Source organism: Terribacillus halophilus, from assembly GCF_900101385.1.
GTDB lineage: Bacteria > Bacillota > Bacilli > Bacillales > Amphibacillaceae > Terribacillus > Terribacillus halophilus.
In genome coordinates, this window is the sequence record NZ_FMZB01000009.1 from 121,526 (window position 1) to 142,107 (window position 20,582).

A 20,582-nucleotide genomic window follows, 5' to 3' on the forward strand; every position below is an offset into this window, starting at 1 on the left:
TCCTATTTCACGACTGTCAGCAATTCATTTCCTTGCGTCGTTGTCTCTGTTTCATCAATGATGATTTCGGTATAATTTGCCGGATTGGTCACGATGATCGGTGTGATTGTTTGTACACCTGAAGCTTCGATTGCACCAGTGTCAAACTCACTCAGCACATCCCCTTGTTTCACACTGTCGCCCTCTTTCACATGCAACGTGAATGGCTCACCATCCAGTTTTACTGTATCAAGACCTACGTGGATCAAGACTTCTGCACCAGACTTGGAGCGTAATCCGATTGCATGCTTTGTCGGTGCTAACATGACAATGGTTCCGTCAAATGGCGCATATACCTTATTATCGCTCGGCTCGATTGCCAATCCCTTCCCCATTGCTCCCGAACTGAATACTTCATCCGGTACTTCTTCCAAAGCAAGTAACTTACCACTTAGCGGTGCGTAAACCACTTCTTCATTATTTTCTGCTGCAGACGCTTCTGCTTTGGCATCTCCTTGCCCAACTGCCACACTGCTGTCAGCTTGTGCTGCAGCATCTTCGCCGAAGCCGAAGATTTGAATCAGGATAATCGGCAACACAATAGCTATTGCAGAGCCGATAAGTATGCCCCAGATACTAGTTGGATAGTCTGCATTGATGCCATTCACAATAGTCAACGGCCCTGGCAATCCAGCATAAGCGAAATAATATGGATTGAAGAAGCTTGCAACAATAGCGCCAACTGCACCAGAAATACATCCAAAAATAAATGGTTTCTTGAATCGTAATGTTACGCCGTAGATGGCTGGTTCTGTTATACCGAATATACCAGTAGTACCTGCGGAAACACCGATTTTCTTCACTTCTTTACTTTTCGCTTTCAAAATAACACCAATAACTGCCCCAACCTGTGCGATAACTGCAATCGTCTGATAAGCCTGGAACGAATCACGACCATATTGCTCGAAGTTTGCCAAGACCATCGGTGTGATTCCCCAGTGAACACCGAAGATGACGATAACCTGCCAAAGGGAACCGATGATTGCCCCAGCAAGCCATGGAGCATATTCAGCCAAGAAATTGTATCCGTTTGCGATTCCATTTGCTCCAAGAGAAGTCAATGGACCAATTGCAACAAGAGTCAGCGGAACCATGACTAGAATAGATATCAAAGGAACGAACAACGGACGGATGACTTCATTCATATGCTTGTTCAAGAAGCGCTCCAAGTAGGAAAGGATCCAAACAAGGAATAACGGCGGCAAGACAGATGAAGTATAAGTCGTTTCTGTCAAAGGCAGCCCAAGGAAATTCATGCTATTTCCGTCTGCAATGCTGGCAGCCATCGTTGCCCAATCAGGACTAACAAGCGCAGCGCAAGCAGCAACAGCAATATACGTATTTGTTTTAAAGTGCTTGGATGCCGTAATAGCAATGAAAATCGGCAGGAATGTGAACGGTGCCCATGAAATGAAGCTTAATACTTGGTATGTACTTGTTGTTTCAAAGTTTTTGAACGCAAGATTAATTAAAATAAGTGCACCTTGCAGAATACCAGCCGCTGCAAGCACATAGATGAATGGCGCAAATACAGCTGACATTGTCGCAATGATTCGGTTAAGGATTGAACCTTTGTTCTCGTTATCTGCTTCAGCAGTATCAACATTTACGAGTTTGGCAAACTCCTCATATACCTCACCTACATGCTGCCCGATAACAACCTGGAACTGACCACCGTTTTCTACTACTGTAATAACACCTGGCAGACTATTAACCTCTTGTTTAGCAGAAGGTTTGGAGCGTTTCAGAACTAAACGCAATCGAGTCGCACATCGGGCAGCGTTTACAATATTTTCTTCACCGCCGACAGCCTCCAATATATCACCAGCAAGTTTTGGATAATCCCTTACTTTTTCAGCCACTTAGAACACCTCTTTTTCTTTTAGTATACGCTTACATTATAATTATACCGGTATAATTTATCAAGTCTAAACTAATAAAATTAATAGAGTACTTCAAAATCGTAGGGTTTTCCTTGAAGACTTAATGTGCTAAAATCGCTCTATCTAAACAAATAAGGAATGTAGCTATGCTTAAATATCAGCAGATCGCCAATGAAATTCAACAGGATATTGAAAAGAATGATCTCCCGCAGGGCACCAAGCTTCCTGTGCTGGAAACCTTGATGTCCCAATATAAAACAAGCAAAAGCACCGTCATCAAAGCACTTAGCTTGCTTGAACGAAAGGGTCTTGTCTATCAAGTGCGCGGCAGCGGCATCTTTGTACGGCGCCACAACCGGAAAGGCTATATCAGCTTCTCCAACCAAGGCTTCAGTGATGAGTTGAGCGGATTCGATATAACTGCCAAAGTACTGGAACTCGATATCCAAAAACCTTCAGCAGAAGTAGCCTTTAATCTGAAAATTGACCCGGAAGACGACGTCTATTACGTCAAACGGATACGATATATCAACGGACAAACCCTTTGCCTCGAAGAATCCTATTACAATAAAGCAATTGTTACCTATCTGAATAACGAAATTGCAACCGGGTCTATCTTTGACTACATCAGCAATGGCTTAGGCGCCAAGATAGGCTTCTCCGATATGTACGTGCATATCCAGAAGCTGGATGAAAATGAAGCACAGCATCTTGGACTTCAAACAGGTGATCCAAAACTGTTCGTGGAAACAATCTTCTACTTGAACAATGGTCTGCCGTTCGACTTTTCACGGATTTCCTATAACTACGAGCAGTCGCAATTCTTTTTCCAGTCGACGGGGTATTCCTTATAAGATGAAAAATGAATTAATGAGGGTTTTTGAGGATTGGGAGACAGAGTTGACGAGAAATGAATGGTATTTTAGTGATTGCTATGAAGCGTTGACGAAGGACCTTTCTTCCTCCGATGCATTTGAAGCTATCCCCGATGTCATTATTGTACTCCTGACTGTTAAAGATACTTACCTGCTGAGCGAAACACTCGACTTCCTGGATACTGTGTACAACATAGCAAATACCACTGAAATACACCCTTTGCTTCGAGAGGAATGGAGAAATATAAAACAGCACATTCACAGACTTGGCGATGATTACAGCCATAATGTATGGAGAAAACTTAATAAGACACTTGGTGTATCCGAGCTGTTCTGACCATTGAAAAAGCAACCAAGCTGCTAGACGAAAGACTTGGTTGCCTTTTATTTTAAATATTCGGTTTCACCATATCTTCCGGCTTCACCATCTCATCAAACTGTGCTTCTGTCAGCAAGTTGAGCTTGACGGCCGCTTCTTTCAACGTCAGGCCTTCCTTATGCGCAAGCTTGGCGATTTTTGCTGCAAACTCATAGCCGATATGTGGATTCAATGCTGTCACGAGCATCAAGGAATTCGTTAAATTATCCTGGATGGTTTGTTCGTTCGGCTCAATTCCTACGGCACAATTATCATGGAAGGATACCATACTGTCACTCAATAGTTGAACGGATTGCAAGAAATTATAAATAATCACAGGTTTGAATACATTTAGTTCAAAATTACCCTGACTTGCCGCAAATCCGATTGTTGCGTCATTACCCATGACTTGAGCTGCCACCATCGTCACCGCTTCACATTGCGTCGGATTTACCTTGCCCGGCATGATGGAGCTGCCTGGCTCATTTTCAGGAATGATGATTTCGCCAATACCACAGCGTGGTCCGCTTGCCAGCCATCGTACATCATTGGCAATCTTCATCAAGTCCGCCGCAAGTGCCTTCAATGCACCATGGACATATGTCATTTCGTCATGGCTAGTCAATGCATGGAACTTATTCGGTGAGCTGATGAATGCTTGGCCGGTGAACTTGGTAATCTCCTCCGCGACAGTTTCACCAAATTGCGGATGTGCATTGATTCCGGTGCCCACTGCTGTACCGCCAATCGCCAAAGCACGCAGTTTTTCAGTAGCTTCAGAAATCATTTCTTTGGAACGGTCCAGCATATGCACCCAGCCACTTATCTCCTGTCCAAGTGTCAATGGCGTGGCATCCTGAAGATGTGTGCGTCCAATTTTCACGATGTCATTGTACTTTTCAGCTTTTTCATGCAGCGTGTGACGAAGCTGATCCAGCGCTGGAAGCAGTTGTTCATAAACTGCCAGCACACCTGCAACATGCATTGCTGTCGGGAATGTATCATTCGAGCTTTGACTGCGATTGACATCATCATTCGGATGTACCACCACTGCAGCACCTTTTTCTTTTAGCATAGCAGTAGCAAGATTTGCTACGACTTCGTTCATGTTCATATTACTTTGCGTACCGCTCCCTGTCTGCCATACGACAAGCGGGAAGTTGTCATCATACTTACCGGTGAGGATATCGTCACAAACAGCTGCGATTGCCTCTGCTTTTTCACTGTCCAGATTACCAAGACGTTGATTAGCGATAGCTGTGCTGCGCTTCAATATAGCGAAAGCCTTCACGACACGCTCCGGCATTTTTTCTAAACCTATCTTGAAGTTTTCTTTACTGCGCTGTGTTTGCGCACCCCAGAATTTATCTGCCGGTACTTTCACTTCCCCTAAAGTATCTCTTTCGATTCTGTAATCCATAATCCTCCTCAGCCTTCTTTTTATCAACATAAAAATCGTATCACGTCAATTACATAATGTATAATGCATAATAAATATGTTTTTAATTACTATATGTAATATAGAAGATGGAGGCTCACTTCATGGAATGGGAACAACTCGAATATTTTCAAACACTTGCACGCGAACAGCATGTCACAAGAGCAGCTCAACTACTTTCTATTACCCAGCCAGCTCTCTCCCGCTCGATCAATCGGCTGGAAAGCCAAATCGGCACGCCGCTTTTCGACCGCCAAGGCAGAACGATTAAATTGAATAAATACGGAGAATTATTATTGAAACGAGTAGATCTCATTTTAAAAGAATTCGAGGAAGGAAAAAACGAAATCCAATCATTACTCGACCCGGATAAGGGAGAAATTTCGCTCGGTTTTCTGCACACACTCGGCACAACCATTGTGCCAAATATAATTGGTGCATTTAAAGAAAAATATCCACAAGTTCGCTTTCATTTGAAGCAAAATCACTCTAACTGGCTGTTGGACAATCTGCAATCTGGTGATTTGGATCTATGCCTGCTCTCTTCTTTTCCAATGGAATCCAATATCGCCTGGACTCCGTTATGGCAGGAGGAACTGTTTTTGTTTTTCCCAAAGAATCATCCATTGGCCAAAAAAGAATCAATCACCTTGAAAGAAGTTGCAGACGAACCTTTTATCCTTATGGAAGAAGGTTATGCTCTGCGGGTAACAATCGATTCTATCTTTGAACAAGTCGGCATCCGACCCAAGATTATGTTTGAAGGAGAAGAAGTGACAACGATAGCCGGATTCGTCGGAGCCGGGATGGGCATCTCCATCCTTCCAGATGTCAAAAGCCTGGATCAAATGAAGATTGCAAAGGTACGAATCAGCTCACCGAAATGCGAACGAACTATTGGGATTGCCAGTATGGAAGGCAAGTTTTTATCACCTATTGCGGAGAAATTCATGCAATATATTGTGGATCATTTTCAGTGAGGAAGTTTTTAACAAGAAAGAAGAAGCATGTGCAAAATCGCATGCTTCTCTCAACTCATTTTATGACAGGTTCCTTTTGTAGACACCAACAGTCATATTATCATTCTTTCCATACATATCTATAGGGCGTAATTTCCTCCTCTTTTCCTGGTACATATAAAGAGATTGTCGGTCCACTGACTGACCCCAAATCAGGTGGGTAAATCTCCCCGTCTCTTGTCACATACTGCAAATTCTCAGGAAACGCCCAATCACGCACCCCTTTATACATAATTGCATTATGTTTCTCGCCTTTCTGCTCAACGACTTCCTGCACAGGAATAGACTGCATCATATCCAGCACATACTTCAGGTCATTCTCCGGTACATATGGATATCGATCATCATTCCATTCCTGTTTGTCGACTATCACGTTATCGCCGCCATCATTGTTATAGATTAAATAATTATGCCGGTGGACTTTGTTCTCGTCATATCCGTTTATAAACGCATAGATACTAGTCATCGTTCCATCTTCATCAAATTCTATTTCCAGACTATCCGTCATCAAATAAGGCTCCAGCCCCACTTTGTCATCCACCGCGCCGATGATACCTTCAATCCCTACCTCATAGAAATTATCGCTGCCAAGCTTTGCTCTTTCCTCCGACGCCATGCGTTCCAGTCTCCAACTGAGCGCGCCGTGAAAATCTGTTGCATTGTAATAGACTTTATAAGCTCCCATTACCGTGATGAGTAAAAACACAGCTAAGGCTAACAGCCAAAGCCCGGGTATCTTTGCCTTTCCCTTGAGGAATGAGATGTCTTGATTTCCCTCAACCGGGATCAAGATATTATTTTTGAAACGAAAAATAAAGCCCTTCCTATATGTACGGATATATTGTAGGTTTGCTAATGGAAATTTCTTTTCCCCAATACACAGATTCTCGTTCGTTAACACGATGGACCGATCCGATTCAAGTAAGAATCGTTGTTTGCGATATATCCAAAATACTCGGCATAACAGGGAAAGAATAACGATAGCACACAAAGCGAGCAAAGGGAGATTTGTCCGAAGCTGTCCAATATATGTAATGGTATCTATCAACCGCCAAGCCAACCAGTAAAACAACAGCAGCAAAATGGTATAGATACTGTCGAAAAGCAGATTCTTCCATATGAGTAACGAGTAGATTCTCTTAGAGCGATTCTTTTGTTTTGGCAAGTTATGACTCCTCTTACTGGAATTATTACACTACTAGAAAATCATACCATTTCACTGAAAGGTGAAGAAAGGCTAATCTTTGAATTCATTCTCTTTCCTTTGAAATCAGAGCAGCAATATCTAAGTATAAGAATCCAATACCTTGCTATGAATGGAGCTGGCATTATATAAAGGTTTTATGATAGCGAATGCTCCATGTTTTAATACGAGATTATATAGAAAGTGAACTTGTATGAAATGATTGAATACACTTCCCTTCCCTATACTCTTCCTCCATCTCTCCATTCGTAACATCGAAAATCAAGCTCCGCCAAAAGGCTTTCGCTGGATAATTCTTTTCTATTTGCGAGACCTTCCAGTATCCACTGAAAGATTCAAATAACTTTCTGGCCGCCGCTTTCCCGACTCCCTTACTTTGATAGCTTGCTAGGACAAAGAACTCAAGTACCCTATTTATTTCTTCAATATCAACCAAAGTAAAACCAATAATCTTTGCATCCAGGCAGATGAAAAAGGCATGATGAGTTTTCTCCTCCCAGTACTGACTTAGCTCAAACGGTTTATACGTACAGTCGTCCTCGAGTTTGATCTCGGAGATGTATTTACTAAAGTCATAAATGTAAAATTGCATAAGGTTATGAAGCATTGCTTCCTCAGACTTCTTTACTTTTCTTATATGAATCATGTCTATTCTCCAATAATCTAGTATACTTACATAATTTAATTAAATATAACAAAGAAGTATGTATGTATTTATCTCCACACGAAAAAACTGCATCTAATTAAAGATGCAGTTTTTTCATTAGGCCGTTTGATCGGCATTAACTTTTTTCCCAGCTTTACGTCTCTCCCTGTATTCAGCTGCAGCTGTGAACAGCACATCAGTAGAAGAATTGAGCGCTGTTTCGGCGGAGTCTTGCACGACGCCGATAATGAAGCCTACTCCCACTACTTGCATGGCAACGTCTGCCGGAATACCGAACAAGCTGCTTGCGAGCGGGATCAAAAGCAAGGAGCCACCTGCTACACCAGAAGCACCACACGCGCTGATAGCTGCCAGTAAACTCAGCAAGATTGCCGATACAATATCAATCTCGATATTCATTGTATGAACAGCAGCGAGCGTCAGTACCGAGATTGTAACTGCTGCACCGGCCATGTTGATCGTTGCACCGAGTGGAATCGACACCGAGTAGCTGTCCTTGTTCAAGCCAAGCTTTTCGCTCAGCTTCATATTCACCGGTATATTCGCCGCTGAACTGCGAGTGAAGAATGCTGTCACACCACTCTCTTTCAAGCAAGTGAACACAAGCGGATAAGGGTTCTGCCTGATTAGCAAGTAGACGATAAGCGGGTTGACAACAAGTGCTACGAAGAACATGCAGCCAAGCAGCAATGCCAGCAGCTGACCGTAGCTTGCTAGCGACGATAGGCCGTTCTCCGCAATGGATGTGAATACCAGACCCATGATTCCAACCGGAGCCAGTTTAATAACCCAAGTAACCACCTTGGACACAGCATCCGAGAAGTTAGTAATGACAGACTTTGTTGTATCGGATGTGTTACGCAGTGCCAATCCGAACAGGACTGCCCAAGCTAGGATCCCGATATAGTTAGCATTCACGAGCGCATTGACCGGGTTATCCACGATGTTCAATAACACCGCCTGCAGTACTTCGGCTATGCCGCCAGGAGCTGCCGCGACATCTTCAGGTCGTTCAGCAAGTGACAAGCTGATTGGAAAAATGAAGCTGGCAACTACCGCCACAACTGCTGCTGCGAAGGTACCTACAAGATAAAGGACGACTATAGACTTCATATTCGTCTGCTGCCCTTTTTTATGCTGTGCGATAGCCGCCATGACCAAGAACAGCACTAGAACTGGCGCAATTGCTTTTAAAGCACCGACGAACAAAGTGCCTAAAATGGTTACGGGCTGTGCAACATCCGGAGTAGCAACCCCCAGAATGATACCGACAATAAGACCAATAATAATCTGCTGCACCAGACTTAACCGGTTCCACAGTTTAAAAACGTTTCTCATGAAAATCCCCTCACTATCTTATGCTGTACTAAGGGAGAAGTAAGTTTAGTCCACCCTGAAAGGACAACTGTCTTTAAGATAAGAACAATTATAGTGTTATTTAAATGGGATTACAAGATAATTTGCTCATTTTCATATATTGTCAGACTGCTTGCGTATCGATGGATACATGACGATTGAATGTCAGGTCTGACAAGCCATCTATTAACTCATGCGCTTCTTTGCTTATTTCCGTTAAACGCTGTCCATTACATTGAGGTGCTTTTGCATAGATTTTACGGATATGGATAGGATAGCCCCGTGGCTCGGATATATTTATCTTGTCAGATTCATAGAGTAATGTACGAATGATGCGTTTAGCATGGAAGGAAGAGGAAGATTGCAGCATCGCTACCACATCCATATCAGTAAGCTTGGCAAAGACTTGCCTGTCAGCATCGCCTGATTGCTCATTCCAATGGGACTTGATTGCTTCTGCCAGTAATCGGTCCGCACCGACTAAAAAGGGGGATAGAAAGAGTTCGTGATCTTGTTTGATCAGCTTTAATAAATATAACCCCGTTTCCAAATCTGTATCGATGCCCTGCTCGGTGCATGTCAATTTAGGCAGTATATGATGCGGTGGCACTTCTGTATTGCAGAACATGTATGTATCCCGAAAAAAACTATCCAGATGGTCAATTCCAAGCACATGATTCCTTCCAGTCAGGACAGAGGGGTTGCGTAGATATTCAACTACATCTGCTGATTCAATGGATGCATTCCCCAAAATCTTGGTAATATCTTCCCCAAGAATATATTGTTCTGTAATCTGGTGATGATCATATTCGAGTGCTTCTTCCACAGCATGTGAAAATGGCAAATGACCTATATCATGAAGAATCGCCGCCGCTCTCAGCAAATCGTCATCAGGAAAGAAATGCGCCGCTAACTTCCAGACGCCCACGGTATGCTCAAACCTGCTGTGAACAACAGATGTAACAAGAGAACCAGCACCAAAGTGTGCCAGATGCTTCAAACGCCTGACCGATGTGCTTTGAAACAGTTCTCCTTCCCATTGATGGGGCTTTATCGGTGGATATAACGGCTCTTGTATGAGTGTATCTCGTTTCATACTTACCTCCTTATTCCAGTATTTACAATCTAATCATGATCCCTCCCCATCACCTTCGTCAAGACCCAAGCGCTTACCCCGGCTATTGCTATCCGAGTAAGTACAGGATGCTTAGCCACTTTAACGAACATACTACATTTCCGCTTCCATCCTATATTCGTTCCCCGCTCATGCATCCCGTAACCAGCGTGATACAGATTACTCTCTTCCGGAGTGTTCGATTTCCTCCTCTCGTCGTACTGCGTCTGAGGAAAAACAGCTTCCCATAGTTTATCTGTAAGGGTTGGGAAATTTGAACCCAAGAACTGCAGTATTTTCGCCTGTGCGCCTACGTAAATATCCCTTTTTGGATTCGCTGCCGCATATAAAATAGCTTCCGCAACTGCTTCCGGAGGATACATCATGCCTTTATGGACAGGCTGAAACTCCTGATAACTTCTGGCATGTTCATTATATGGTGTATCTACCCTGCCAGGATGGATGAGCGTGATCGATATCGGCGTATCCTCTCTTTCCATTTCCATCCGCAAGCTTTCCGTCCAACCATGCACAGCAAATTTTGAAGGTGCATATGCAGACTGTACAAGTGTCCCCCTATCACCGAATATACTGCCGACATTAATCAATGCCCCAGGAACACGCCGCTTTAGATAGTGACGAACGGCTATTCTCGATCCGTAGACCACACCCCAATAATTCGTTGCAAACAGTCGCTTCATATCCTGATCGCTAACATCCATTGCATTGCCATATATGGTCACACCCGCATTATTGACCCAAGTATCGAAATATCCGAACTCCTGTAACGCCTTTTTTGCAATGTTGACTACATCTTCTTCAATTCCGACATCGGCCCGCACATATACAGCCTCATGTCCAGCCTCTCGCAATTCATCTGTCAATTCCCTCAGCGCTGCTTCGTTCCTTGCTGCCAATACCACTTTCGCGCCTTTTGCAGCTGCCATTCTGGCTGTTACCAGTCCTATTCCGCTGGATGCACCTGTTATGACAATAACTTGATCTTTTAAATTCTTTAACTTTGTTTGCCGTTCTTCTTTGCTGACACTTAATTCACTCATACTTCACGCTCCTAATAGTTCCTCTGGGGTTTAGTATGGTACTTCATCATGGAGCCATACATATTACTTATGCAGATATTAAAACTTCCATAACCCATCCCGCCTTAATTACTTTACATTTTTAGGATATATAAAAGTATAAAAGTACCATAAAATATATGGATATCATCTTAGTTTTACTTAGTTTATTTAAAAAAAGTAAACATTCTCTACTTATCACCGAAATTAGGAATATAGGGTTTCAACCATCGGATTGAAGAAAGAAAGCAAACAGAGAGAAGGAATTCAGGTAATGAAAAAATTTACACTTAGCATCAAAAACAAACTTATTATTGCTTTTATTGCAATACTCATCATCCCGAGTATACTCGTTGGGGCATTGTCTTATACGAGCGCAAAAAATGAACTTTCGGAACAATTGATAGGAAGTGCCGGTGAAAATGTCAACATATTAAATGGAATCATTGATGATACAATCCAGCCAAAAATGCACGATACACAATTCTTTTCCAATAATATAAACCAATCGATGTATGATGGCATGAAAAGCCCTGAAGTAAGAACCAAACTAGATCAATATATCGAATTGCATCCGGAACTCGAGAGCGTATTTGTCGGTACGACTGACGGACTTATGATTCAGTCTCCAAATAACGAGAGAAATGAAAATTACGACCCACGAGAGCGGCCATGGTATAAAGAAGCGATGGAAAGTAAGGGAAATGTCATTATTACCGAACCATATGAATCCAGCTCGACAAAGAACACAGTAGTGACAATCGCAGCGACTACAGAGGATAATTCCGGTGTCGTGGCCATGAACGTCGATTTGAAACAACTGCAAGAGACAGTCAGCGGAATCAATATCGGTAAAAATGGATTTGCAGTGGTGCTGGATGAAAACCAGAATGTCATCGTCCATCCAAATGAAAAGTCCGGCATTAGAGCGGAAGGCTCTTATTTTGACAAGCAATATAAGAGCGAATCAGGTGAATTCGAATACGAAAAAGATGGCGAGGCAAGAGAATTAGTCTTTACGACGAATGAAACGACCGGCTGGAAAGTATCCGGGATCATGTCACGCACTGAAATTTCCGATGCTACAGCACCTATCCTAATTACAGGAATTATTGTTGTCGTTGTATCCTTGCTGATCGGGGCTTTGATCATTTTCTCTGTTATCCGTTCCATCATTAAACCATTAAATGTATTGAAAAATACCGCTGAAAAAGTCAGTGAAGGGGATCTTACAGAAAAAGTCGATGTAAAATCAAAAGACGAGCTAGGACTTGTCTCCAATGCATTTAATAAAATGATTGATAACCTAGGCAATTTGATCAGAAAAGTAGAAGATGAATCCGGTCATGTAGCTGCATCTTCAGAGGAATTATTGGCCAGTGCCGAACAGACTACTTCTGTGACCGAGCAAGTAGCAGCAGGTGTACAGGAAATTACAAACGGTGCCGAAGTGCAAAAGAAAAACGTGGAAGATACCGCCCAAGCCTTGAACGAAATCGCAGCCGGCATCAATAAAGTAGCCGAAAGCGTGCAATCCGTAACAGACCTTACAGTTCAGGCATCTGATCAAGCCAAAGATGGCGGAGAATCCGTCAGCAAGACTGTCCAGCAAATGAACACCATTTATGAATCCGTGACGGAATCGAATAAAACCATCCACTCTTTGCAAGAACGTTCAAAAGAAATCGGCGGTATCGTGAATGTCATCGTTGGAATCGCTGATCAAACGAATCTTCTGGCACTGAATGCTGCCATTGAAGCCGCAAGTGCTGGCGAACACGGTAAAGGGTTTGCTGTGGTCGCCAACGAAGTAAGGAAATTAGCTGAACAATCCCAAGCGTCAGCTACGCAAATCGAAAAACTTATCCATTCCATCCAGGAAGATACACAGATATCCGTCAAAGTGATGGAATCTGCGACGCAGAGTGTGGAGAGCGGCATTGCTGCTTCCAATGAAACAACAGAGAAATTCGAAAAGATCATCCAAAGCGTCTATGATATCTCACCTAAAATGGAAGACGTGGCAGCCATCTCCGAACAAATAGCCGCAAGCATTCAGGAAGTGGCAGCACGCGCAAATGAACTATCATCCATTGCCAAAGAAAGCGCATCTGCTTCCGAAACAATGGCAAATTCCACAGAAGAGCAATTAGCTTCCATGGAAGAAATCGGCGCAGCTGCGAACGCCTTATCCTCCTTGGCAGAAGAACTGCAATCTTCATTGAGGATGTTTAAATTATAGGAATCGAGCCCTTTTTTAAGGGCTCTTTTTTGTTGGAACATATACCTTTTATTCCATATTTAAATACTGGTTGCGCTCCTTTTTCCATGTACCATAAAATAGAATAATAGAAAGGAAGTAGAAAATGCGATATATATTGGGTTTTTGTCTCTGTTTACTTCTATTAGCCGGCTGCCAGGAAGAAGATGCTGCTCCAGCAATCATAGAACCACCAGCCCAAACACATACTGGTCCAGCTATTACGTATACAATCGACCAAGCAGGTCTGCAAGTGACTACGAATAGCGGTGAGGATTGGACAAAGGTCCCTGTTGAAGTCGACGAGCTTTTTGAAGGAGAATACCAAGGCTCTAAAACGGAATTGATTGATCAAAGTTATGTATTAGCTGAAGACAGATTCGCTTTTATTATCGGAGGTTTTGAGCAAACGGCTGTCTTGTCATCTACTGACCAAGGCAAGACATGGGAGACAGCGGAACTCCCTGATGCAATAGAAGGTGTCCGGTTACGGATCATCGGCTTTACAAGTGAACAAGATGGCTTCGTCATTCTGTCAGGCGGCAGGACAATGTCAACCGAAGGCAACCAAGTTTACCATACGACTGACGGGGGGAAAACGTGGACTCTCGCAGGTGGTGCGCCAAGCGGACGGATTGTCCAGACTGGAACATTTGTCTCCAAAGACATGGGCTTTATGACTTTCGGATCTACAGGTCCAACTGAATATTATCGTACAACCGACGGCGGATCGAACTGGGATCAATTTGAGGTTGTCTTGCCCGGCATATATCGCGATGTCTTTACGGTAATGGAATCAGCAGAGTTTAATGACGACCAGATCGTCATGACGATGGGACAAGGTACAAATGGTGATTATTACGGCGGAAACGTGAAAGCTACACTTGTCTCTGATGATAAAGGACACACATTTGAGATGACCGGATTGATTGACCCTGACGATGTGATGACTGAGGAAGAAGAAGCAAATTGGCGGGAGAATGATTCTTACTATTAAAAGCACAAAAAAGGCTTTGTTCCTTTATAAGAAACAAAGCCTTTCCTTCTTGTGTTTTGGGTGGTTAATATTCAATTCTAAGAGATGAAGTCCTTTTCATGTTATGCTCTTCATTAGCGCTAATCTTACTAGATCCAAACCCGTAAAATAATCGCCTTAGTCCAAAGCATTAAGCATTTCATTAATATCCCTTCTTTGCTCACTCACAATATAATCTTGATACTCCTGCTCTGTTATGACCTCAAGATCATCCACATTCTTTACGTCCCCTGCATAGTCCAAATCATAATATGCTAATCCAATGGTTATCTGCCACTTTCTTTCATTCTCCGTAAAAGGAATCGTATATTTTTCTTGTTGAAGAATGCCATCTTTCTCTTTCGCTTCCACCTTTACAGTCCCAAGCTCCACTTGCTCCTCCATACCCTCTTCCAGCAGCTGCACCGAACCTGGGAAACTTTGCGTCATACTACGTTTGATCAGTTCTTTGAAATACTTTTCTGCTTGATTACCTTCTACACTGAAGCTATAAGTATCGCCATCCTTTTGTACATCAGCATCTTTGACAGCCTTTTCATAATCTTTATCTGTAAATAGAACATCTCCAGGATTATAAGGAGCGTTCGCTAAAGGAAGTCCGACATAAGTTCCTTCCACATCGGCGTTCTCCTCCAAGGTAAAACCATACGTTCCCAGCTTGTTCTCAAAATTGATTATATCTTCCGTCTTTACATAGAAAGAATCATCTTTTACCAACGCATCCTCAACTTGCATCAACTGCGGCTCTATTGCAGCAAACCCACTGCGCGGTACCTCCTGATTAATGACGAACTGCTCTCCGTCATTGTCGCCCTTTACTTCATATCCCAATTCCAAGTCCTTTGCAATCCAAGCTAGATTACCAATGACAGGTGATGAAGCCGAATCCACATCCTCTGGAGGATCGACATTCATAGTCACTTGGTAATGAAACTTTTGCGATTCTTCTTTCTGACTTAACATTTCAGAGTATGAATTCGATGCACTCGCTTGGCAGCCTGAAATCAATACAACGAATAGCAAAAGTCCACAAAATTTTAGCTTATCATTCAAAAAACAACACTCCTCTCGCTTTAATAGCTCGAGAAAAGTATACAAAACCATTCCAATTATCGCCAATAATAGTACAATAAATCCTAAAATGGCATCTTTCGACTTAGGATAATATCTCAAATATACATGCCAAATCTATTATCTAATAAGTGAAAGGACCTACTAATGTTGATAACAATCATAGCAAGTCCTTATTATAGGTCATCGCTTCTATCTTCATAAGTAACCGAAAGCCTTCGTGTAAATTCGTCCTGAAATGCAGGTACTTCTGCATGCACTAAAAGTGCATTCTGTTCGTTTTCATTATTCATTGCACCCCCCTAACAAAAGCCATCCGCTCATCCAGGTATTTGACGTATTTTTCCAATAACTTTCTTTTAGTAGCAGGAAAATATACCAGCTCGTTTATTGCAGGATCCTGATGACAAATAAAAAAGAAGCTTCAACCCTCCTAATAAATGAAGGTCATCAGCTTCTTATAAATATTCATTAATTTAAAGTTAACACAGCAACGCACTCTACATGCATCGTATGCGGGAACAGATCAACCGGCTGCACTTGGTCCAATGTATACCCGAATTGTTCGAGTTCCTTGACATCGACTGCAAATGATTCTGGGTTGCAGGATACATAAACGATTCGTTTTGGTTGGGATCGGCCGATCTTTCGCATTACTTTACCGCCTGCACCAGAACGCGGCGGGTCCAATAATAGCAAATCAGGAGTGCCCAGCTGGTCCAGCACGCGGTCAATACCATATCTTGCGTTTTCGGCAAGGAAGTAAGTGTTGGAAATACCGTTATCCGCTGCATTTCGTTTTGCTGATTCAATGGAACTTTCCACGATTTCAATGCCTGCAAGTTTGTCCACTCTGCTGGCAAACGGCAGCGAAAACGTTCCGACTCCGCAGAACAGCTCCAGCATTTTTTCATCTTTCTTCGGCTGGGCCATTTCAAGGGCGAGGTCGATCAGTTTCTGAGCTTGTACCGGGTTCGTCTGGAAGAAGGTATCAAACCAAAGACGATAACGATAGCCTCCGATTTCATCATAGATGAAATCACGTCCTGACAAGACATGTGTATCTTCTGACTGCGTACGGTCTGCCCAGTCTGTATTGACAAGCCATAATAGACTTTTCACCTTTGGATATTTTTCTTCGATTCGCTGCTTTAAATCCTCGACCGCTTGTGTCAATTCTCCATCTGGTGTTTGCGTAGCAAACAGACCAAGCATGATTTCGCCGGTGATGAACGACTGTCTGACCATCAAATGACGAAGCAGACCTTCATGTGTATCTTTATCATATCCGCTCAATTCCTGGTCTTTCACCCACGCTGCAACTTCCATGACAGCATCCTTCATCTCGCTTCCCGCAATCAGACATGTCTCAAGCGGGATGATGTTACGGAAATTCCCTTGTTCATGCAAGCCCATCGAGCCATCAGCTGCAAATGTGAATTCCATCTTATTGCGGTAATGCCAAGGGTTCCCTTCCATACCAATGGTGTCCTCCACCAGTTCCGGGTCAAAGCCTTGGCTGATGAGGGATTCTTTCACATGAGCTGTCTTTTGTCTCAGCTGTCCTTCATACTGCCAGTGCTGCCATGCACAGCCGCCACAAAGATCAAAATGGGGGCAAGGTGCGGCAACACGTTCCGGACTGGCCTCCACAACTTCTTCCAAAGTAGCTTTGGATCTTTTCGCGTGCGGCCAAGCTACGGTTGCCCGCACTTTTTCGCCTGGCAGTGTTTTCGGGACCGTTAGTTTCACTTTACGCGGCTTATCCTGTCCTCTATCAATCCATACCGCTGCTTGGCCGGATCCTTTATTATCCAGATGGCTGATTTCTGTTTCCATGATTCTTGGTTCCAAGACTTCACGTGCAATCTTCATTTTACTTTTCCTCCTTTCTTACGGAATCGATTAATCTATCATATAAATGAAAGGTAATTTCTTAAATTGATTCCTATACTTTTTTATCATGTTTTGCGGCCGGATGCCAGATAAATATTTCATTAGCTTCAATAAGCAGTATCGTCAAAATATCTACAAAAAAAATCGAGTAAGAGCAAAATATAGTTAAAATAAAAAAAGACTCGATTCCAAGCCAGGAATCAAGTCCCATTCAAATGAAGAATCAAGGATATTCAATTGGAGTGCCAGGTCCAATCGGCAGCCCAGTCCACATCCAAATCAGCATCATCAATACCCAGCCGATAGAAAAAACAATCGAGTACGGAAGCATCGTCGAGACCAGCGTTCCAATTCCGACTTTTTTATCATACTTTTGGGCGAAGGCGATGACGATGGCAAAGTAAGGCATCAATGGAGAAATAACATTTGTGGTTGAATCTGCAATTCTGTACACCAGCTGCGTGAATTCAGGTGAATAGCCTGACAGCATCATCATCGGGACGAAAACAGGTGCCATGATGGCCCATTTAGCCGAGGCGCTGCCAATGAACAGATTGATGAAACCAGATACGACAATGAAGGTCAGAATTAGAGGAATTCCTGTGAAACCAGTTGCATCAATGAAAGCTGCACCTTTTACCGCCAAAACAGTGCCAAGGTTTGATTCATTGAAGTAAGAAACGAATTGAGCTGCCGCAAAAGCTAAGACGATGTACGATCCCATTGTAGCCATTGTTTCCGATAATTGATTGGCGACATCTTTATCATTTTTGATTTCTTTTGTGATCAGCCCATAGACAAGCCCTGGGATAAAGAATACGATTAAAATAACTGGAACAAGCGTATTTAAAAATGGTGCATCGATAATATTAGCTTCTCCTGCCCGTAACGGTCCCCAAGAAGGAATAACGAGTAATGCAATACCTATAAGTGTGACAAGGAATGAAATAAGTGCTGCCCACAAACCTTTTTTCTCTTGCGGCTTTAAGTAATTGACATCTTCATCGACACTGCCTTTATATGTGCCTAAGCGAGGTTCTACAATTTTGTCAGTAACCCACGTACCTAAAATTGTAAGCAGAATAACAGACGCGAACATGAAGTAATAGTTCATCGCATAGTTGATGCCCTCCGCATATTCAGGGCTGATGATCGCAGCAGCATCCATCGTCATACCGCCAAGGAGCGGATCAAGCGAAGTCAGCAGAAGGTTCGCACTGTAGCCACCGGATACCCCAGCAAACGCCGCAGCCAGACCAGCCAATGGATGACGTCCAAGCCCTGCAAACAGCACTGCTCCCAATGGAGTCAATACAACGTATCCTGCATCTGCGGCCATACTGGACATAACACCGCCGAATACTAAAGCCGCTGTCATCAACGTGCGTGGAACAGAGGTGACAAGGCCACGAAGTGCAGCACTGATCAATCCGGATCGTTCGGCAATCCCGATACCAAGCATCGTAACCAAAACAGTTCCAAGCGGGGCGAAATTCGTGAAGTTTGTCACAGCACTCTCAAATAAATAGAGGATCCCTTCTGCGTTCAGCAAGTTTTTAACCGCTATTGTTTCTCCCTCATTGACTGGGTCCTCTATACTGATACCAATAGCGGAGAAGATAGCGGATAACACAACAACGATTGCAGCAAAGATGAAAAACAAAGTGACCGGATGGGGAAGCTTGTTGCCGATTCGTTCGATACCATTCAAAGCACGCATGATAAAACCGTTCTTTTGTGACTGTTCCACGTTTAATCCTCCCATTCAGATTAGATTAAAAATTCAAACAATCGTACAAAAATAACACCCTAAGTATAGACAAGAGTTTATCTGAATGAAATAGGTAATATCTCCAGTTGTTACAGCTTCCGTCATACATGAAAAAGACCTAGCATTCGGAAAGATTATTTCACGATTACCAGGTCTAAATAAGGATTCTTAAATTAATTTGCATGCATGATACGCAGATGTATTAATTCCTTCCGCCGCGTGTGTTAGATCTTGCTTTCCCTCTTCTTTGTTCATCTGGTTTCTTACCTTCGCCATTTTTCTTCTCGCGAGGTGCATAGGAGTCTTTGACCATGGAATATCCCTCCTTGTTGATTCGTACAGAGTTAGGATTGCCGTAATCCGATGCGTTATACAAACTCCTGGCTTAGCCATCCATTATATCCCTCCAACAATCCAAGCCAACGATCCCCAGCTGACACTTACATCTTCATTGGAAAGGAACGGAAATATATAATTCATGTTAATGAACATTGCTGCTCCCCAAAATGCCCCCATAAAAGTTGTGGATTTTTTTAGATGGCGCTTTTTCTGCTCGTATTCCTCTTGGGACATGCAGTCCGTTTCATCTAAGTTTTTTCTTCTGATTCTTGTCGTGATCAATGCCGCATAAACCATATTGATAATAAAAAGACATACAGTAATTAAGGATACGTCATGATGGATCGTATCCATCATAAGACTTACACACATCACCAGCATGGTTACATACCACAGCAAAATACCCGAGAAGGCTAATTCTTTATGTATTTCTTGCCGCTGATATTCATCTCGATCATCCATTACACCAATAAAGTGATTAAGTATTTTGTTCTTCATCCTCTTCCTCCCAAAATAAAGCATTAAGGTCTGTAAGGAGCTCTTTTGCCAGGGAAATACACAACGATAAAGACGGGTTATATTTACCATTTTCGATTAAATTAATCGTTTGTCTGGCAACCCCGACCCTTCTGGCAAGTTCAATCTGGGTTAAATCCCTATGTTTTCTATATTCTTTCACTTTGTTCAAGGCATACAACCTTTCCATTCCCGAAGTACATTATATGTGACATCCAGCAATTGTGTCAATTATATATGACACCAAGTGGAATATATAACCAAAACCCAATCGCATTAATAGTGGAAACAAATGGTATAATTAACTTATTCGTACAGCATGTTAGGAGGACAGCTATGGAAGCAAAAAACACAAAACCTTCCAGAAAACGTCTTTTAGTTTCTTTGGCAATTAATCTTACTTTCGCAGCCATCTTTTCAGCATTGCTGCTGTATATAGCCTTCATTCGAGAAACAGGTGCTGCTGATTCGCTTCAATATGTTCCACCCAGCATCTTTCTCCTGAATTTCAGTGTAAGGTCTGTATTGAATATCATATCGCTAAAAAGGCAGAAGAAACTTTCAACACGTGAATTGTAAAATTAAGCTGGACAATTAAAAAGGCCATTCGTGGTACACTCAAAATGTATTTCCGACCAAAGAAAACATTGGAGTGATCACG

The 20,582-nt window shown here is 42.7% G+C and carries 18 protein-coding genes; 6 read left to right on the forward strand and 12 right to left on the reverse strand.

The window, feature by feature from the left end; translation table 11 throughout:
- Positions 1-2: 2 nt before the first annotated feature.
- Entirely contained in the window at positions 3-1,901 is a 1,899-nt protein-coding gene (locus BLQ53_RS15060) for a beta-glucoside-specific PTS transporter subunit IIABC (protein ID WP_093728130.1), read from the reverse strand.
- A 167-nt stretch (positions 1,902-2,068) separates the two neighbouring features.
- Between BLQ53_RS15060 and BLQ53_RS15065 the strand changes: the two genes are divergently transcribed.
- A complete protein-coding gene (locus BLQ53_RS15065; RefSeq protein ID WP_093728131.1) occupies positions 2,069-2,776 on the forward strand; it encodes a GntR family transcriptional regulator in 708 nt (235 codons plus the stop codon).
- Between the two features lies 1 nt (position 2,777).
- Positions 2,778-3,134: a hypothetical protein gene (locus BLQ53_RS15070; protein WP_093728132.1), complete on the forward strand. Its 357-nt coding sequence runs from the start codon at positions 2,778-2,780 to the stop codon at positions 3,132-3,134.
- A 52-nt stretch (positions 3,135-3,186) separates the two neighbouring features.
- Here BLQ53_RS15070 and fumC read toward each other — a convergent pair whose 3' ends face one another.
- Entirely contained in the window at positions 3,187-4,575 is a 1,389-nt protein-coding gene (fumC, locus tag BLQ53_RS15075; RefSeq protein WP_093728133.1) for a class II fumarate hydratase, read from the reverse strand.
- A gap of 122 nt (positions 4,576-4,697) precedes the next feature.
- On the opposite strand from fumC, the gene BLQ53_RS15080 reads away from it, so the two are divergent.
- Positions 4,698-5,573 (forward strand): LysR family transcriptional regulator, encoded by an 876-nt coding sequence (locus tag BLQ53_RS15080; RefSeq protein WP_093728134.1) that lies wholly within the window; start codon positions 4,698-4,700, stop codon positions 5,571-5,573.
- Positions 5,574-5,673: 100 nt separating this feature from the next.
- Here BLQ53_RS15080 and BLQ53_RS15085 read toward each other — a convergent pair whose 3' ends face one another.
- The 5 genes from BLQ53_RS15085 to BLQ53_RS15110 all read right to left on the reverse strand — a co-directional run bounded on the left by BLQ53_RS15085 (position 5,674) and on the right by BLQ53_RS15110 (position 11,014).
- Positions 5,674-6,777, reverse strand: a complete 1,104-nt coding sequence (locus BLQ53_RS15085; RefSeq protein ID WP_093728135.1) for a hypothetical protein — start codon at positions 6,775-6,777, stop codon at positions 5,674-5,676.
- 211 nt (positions 6,778-6,988) lie between these two features.
- Positions 6,989-7,462: a GNAT family N-acetyltransferase gene (locus BLQ53_RS15095; protein ID WP_093728137.1), complete on the reverse strand. Its 474-nt coding sequence runs from the start codon at positions 7,460-7,462 to the stop codon at positions 6,989-6,991.
- A gap of 117 nt (positions 7,463-7,579) precedes the next feature.
- Positions 7,580-8,821, reverse strand: a complete 1,242-nt coding sequence (sstT, locus tag BLQ53_RS15100; protein WP_093728138.1) for a serine/threonine transporter SstT — start codon at positions 8,819-8,821, stop codon at positions 7,580-7,582.
- Positions 8,822-8,963: 142 nt separating this feature from the next.
- Positions 8,964-9,935, reverse strand: a complete 972-nt coding sequence (locus BLQ53_RS15105) for an HD domain-containing protein (protein ID WP_093728139.1) — start codon at positions 9,933-9,935, stop codon at positions 8,964-8,966.
- Positions 9,936-9,964: 29 nt separating this feature from the next.
- Positions 9,965-11,014 carry an SDR family oxidoreductase gene (locus BLQ53_RS15110; RefSeq protein ID WP_093728140.1) on the reverse strand — a complete coding sequence of 350 codons (1,050 nt, stop codon included), beginning with the start codon at positions 11,012-11,014 and terminating at the stop codon, positions 9,965-9,967.
- A 292-nt stretch (positions 11,015-11,306) separates the two neighbouring features.
- Here BLQ53_RS15110 and BLQ53_RS15115 point away from each other — a divergent pair, with 292 nt between their 5' ends.
- Both BLQ53_RS15115 and BLQ53_RS15120 read left to right on the forward strand, forming a co-directional pair.
- Entirely contained in the window at positions 11,307-13,274 is a 1,968-nt protein-coding gene (locus BLQ53_RS15115) for a methyl-accepting chemotaxis protein (protein WP_093728141.1), read from the forward strand.
- Positions 13,275-13,398: 124 nt separating this feature from the next.
- On the forward strand, positions 13,399-14,289 hold the full coding sequence (locus BLQ53_RS15120) for a WD40/YVTN/BNR-like repeat-containing protein (protein WP_093728142.1): 891 nt from the start codon (positions 13,399-13,401) through the stop codon (positions 14,287-14,289).
- A gap of 156 nt (positions 14,290-14,445) precedes the next feature.
- Here BLQ53_RS15120 and BLQ53_RS15125 read toward each other — a convergent pair whose 3' ends face one another.
- The 5 genes from BLQ53_RS15125 to BLQ53_RS15150 all read right to left on the reverse strand — a co-directional run bounded on the left by BLQ53_RS15125 (position 14,446) and on the right by BLQ53_RS15150 (position 20,093).
- On the reverse strand, positions 14,446-15,381 hold the full coding sequence (locus BLQ53_RS15125; protein WP_093728143.1) for a hypothetical protein: 936 nt from the start codon (positions 15,379-15,381) through the stop codon (positions 14,446-14,448).
- Between the two features lie 489 nt (positions 15,382-15,870).
- The gene (gene rlmD / locus BLQ53_RS15130; RefSeq protein ID WP_093728144.1) at positions 15,871-17,274 is read right to left on the reverse strand and encodes a 23S rRNA (uracil(1939)-C(5))-methyltransferase RlmD; all 1,404 of its coding nucleotides are present in this window, start codon (positions 17,272-17,274) and stop codon (positions 15,871-15,873) included.
- Positions 17,275-17,518: 244 nt separating this feature from the next.
- On the reverse strand, positions 17,519-19,045 hold the full coding sequence (locus BLQ53_RS15135; protein ID WP_093728145.1) for an AbgT family transporter: 1,527 nt from the start codon (positions 19,043-19,045) through the stop codon (positions 17,519-17,521).
- 417 nt (positions 19,046-19,462) lie between these two features.
- Positions 19,463-19,903 carry a DUF3278 domain-containing protein gene (locus BLQ53_RS15145; protein ID WP_170829725.1) on the reverse strand — a complete coding sequence of 147 codons (441 nt, stop codon included), beginning with the start codon at positions 19,901-19,903 and terminating at the stop codon, positions 19,463-19,465.
- Positions 19,884-20,093, reverse strand: coding sequence for a helix-turn-helix transcriptional regulator (locus tag BLQ53_RS15150; RefSeq protein WP_093728155.1), 210 nt, complete (start codon positions 20,091-20,093; stop codon positions 19,884-19,886). The genes BLQ53_RS15145 and BLQ53_RS15150 overlap by 20 nt, the downstream gene beginning before the upstream one ends.
- Positions 20,094-20,257: 164 nt before the next feature.
- Here BLQ53_RS15150 and BLQ53_RS15155 point away from each other — a divergent pair, with 164 nt between their 5' ends.
- Positions 20,258-20,500, forward strand: a complete 243-nt coding sequence (locus BLQ53_RS15155) for a hypothetical protein (RefSeq protein WP_093728148.1) — start codon at positions 20,258-20,260, stop codon at positions 20,498-20,500.
- Positions 20,501-20,582 lie beyond the last annotated feature (82 nt).

Coding starts and splice junctions, on each gene's coding strand:
- BLQ53_RS15095 (WP_093728137.1), bottom strand. CDS start 7,462: ATGATTCATATAAGAAAAGTAAAGAAGTCTGAGGAAGCAATGCTTCAT.
- sstT (WP_093728138.1), bottom strand. CDS start 8,821: ATGAGAAACGTTTTTAAACTGTGGAACCGGTTAAGTCTGGTGCAGCAG.
- BLQ53_RS15070 (WP_093728132.1), top strand. CDS start 2,778: ATGAAAAATGAATTAATGAGGGTTTTTGAGGATTGGGAGACAGAGTTG.
- BLQ53_RS15105 (WP_093728139.1), bottom strand. CDS start 9,935: ATGAAACGAGATACACTCATACAAGAGCCGTTATATCCACCGATAAAG.
- BLQ53_RS15110 (WP_093728140.1), bottom strand. CDS start 11,014: ATGAGTGAATTAAGTGTCAGCAAAGAAGAACGGCAAACAAAGTTAAAG.
- BLQ53_RS15155 (WP_093728148.1), top strand. CDS start 20,258: ATGGAAGCAAAAAACACAAAACCTTCCAGAAAACGTCTTTTAGTTTCT.
- BLQ53_RS15120 (WP_093728142.1), top strand. CDS start 13,399: ATGCGATATATATTGGGTTTTTGTCTCTGTTTACTTCTATTAGCCGGC.
- fumC (WP_093728133.1), bottom strand. CDS start 4,575: ATGGATTACAGAATCGAAAGAGATACTTTAGGGGAAGTGAAAGTACCG.
- BLQ53_RS15080 (WP_093728134.1), top strand. CDS start 4,698: ATGGAATGGGAACAACTCGAATATTTTCAAACACTTGCACGCGAACAG.
- BLQ53_RS15115 (WP_093728141.1), top strand. CDS start 11,307: ATGAAAAAATTTACACTTAGCATCAAAAACAAACTTATTATTGCTTTT.
- BLQ53_RS15145 (WP_170829725.1), bottom strand. CDS start 19,903: ATGAAGAACAAAATACTTAATCACTTTATTGGTGTAATGGATGATCGA.
- rlmD (WP_093728144.1), bottom strand. CDS start 17,274: ATGAAGATTGCACGTGAAGTCTTGGAACCAAGAATCATGGAAACAGAA.
- BLQ53_RS15065 (WP_093728131.1), top strand. CDS start 2,069: ATGCTTAAATATCAGCAGATCGCCAATGAAATTCAACAGGATATTGAA.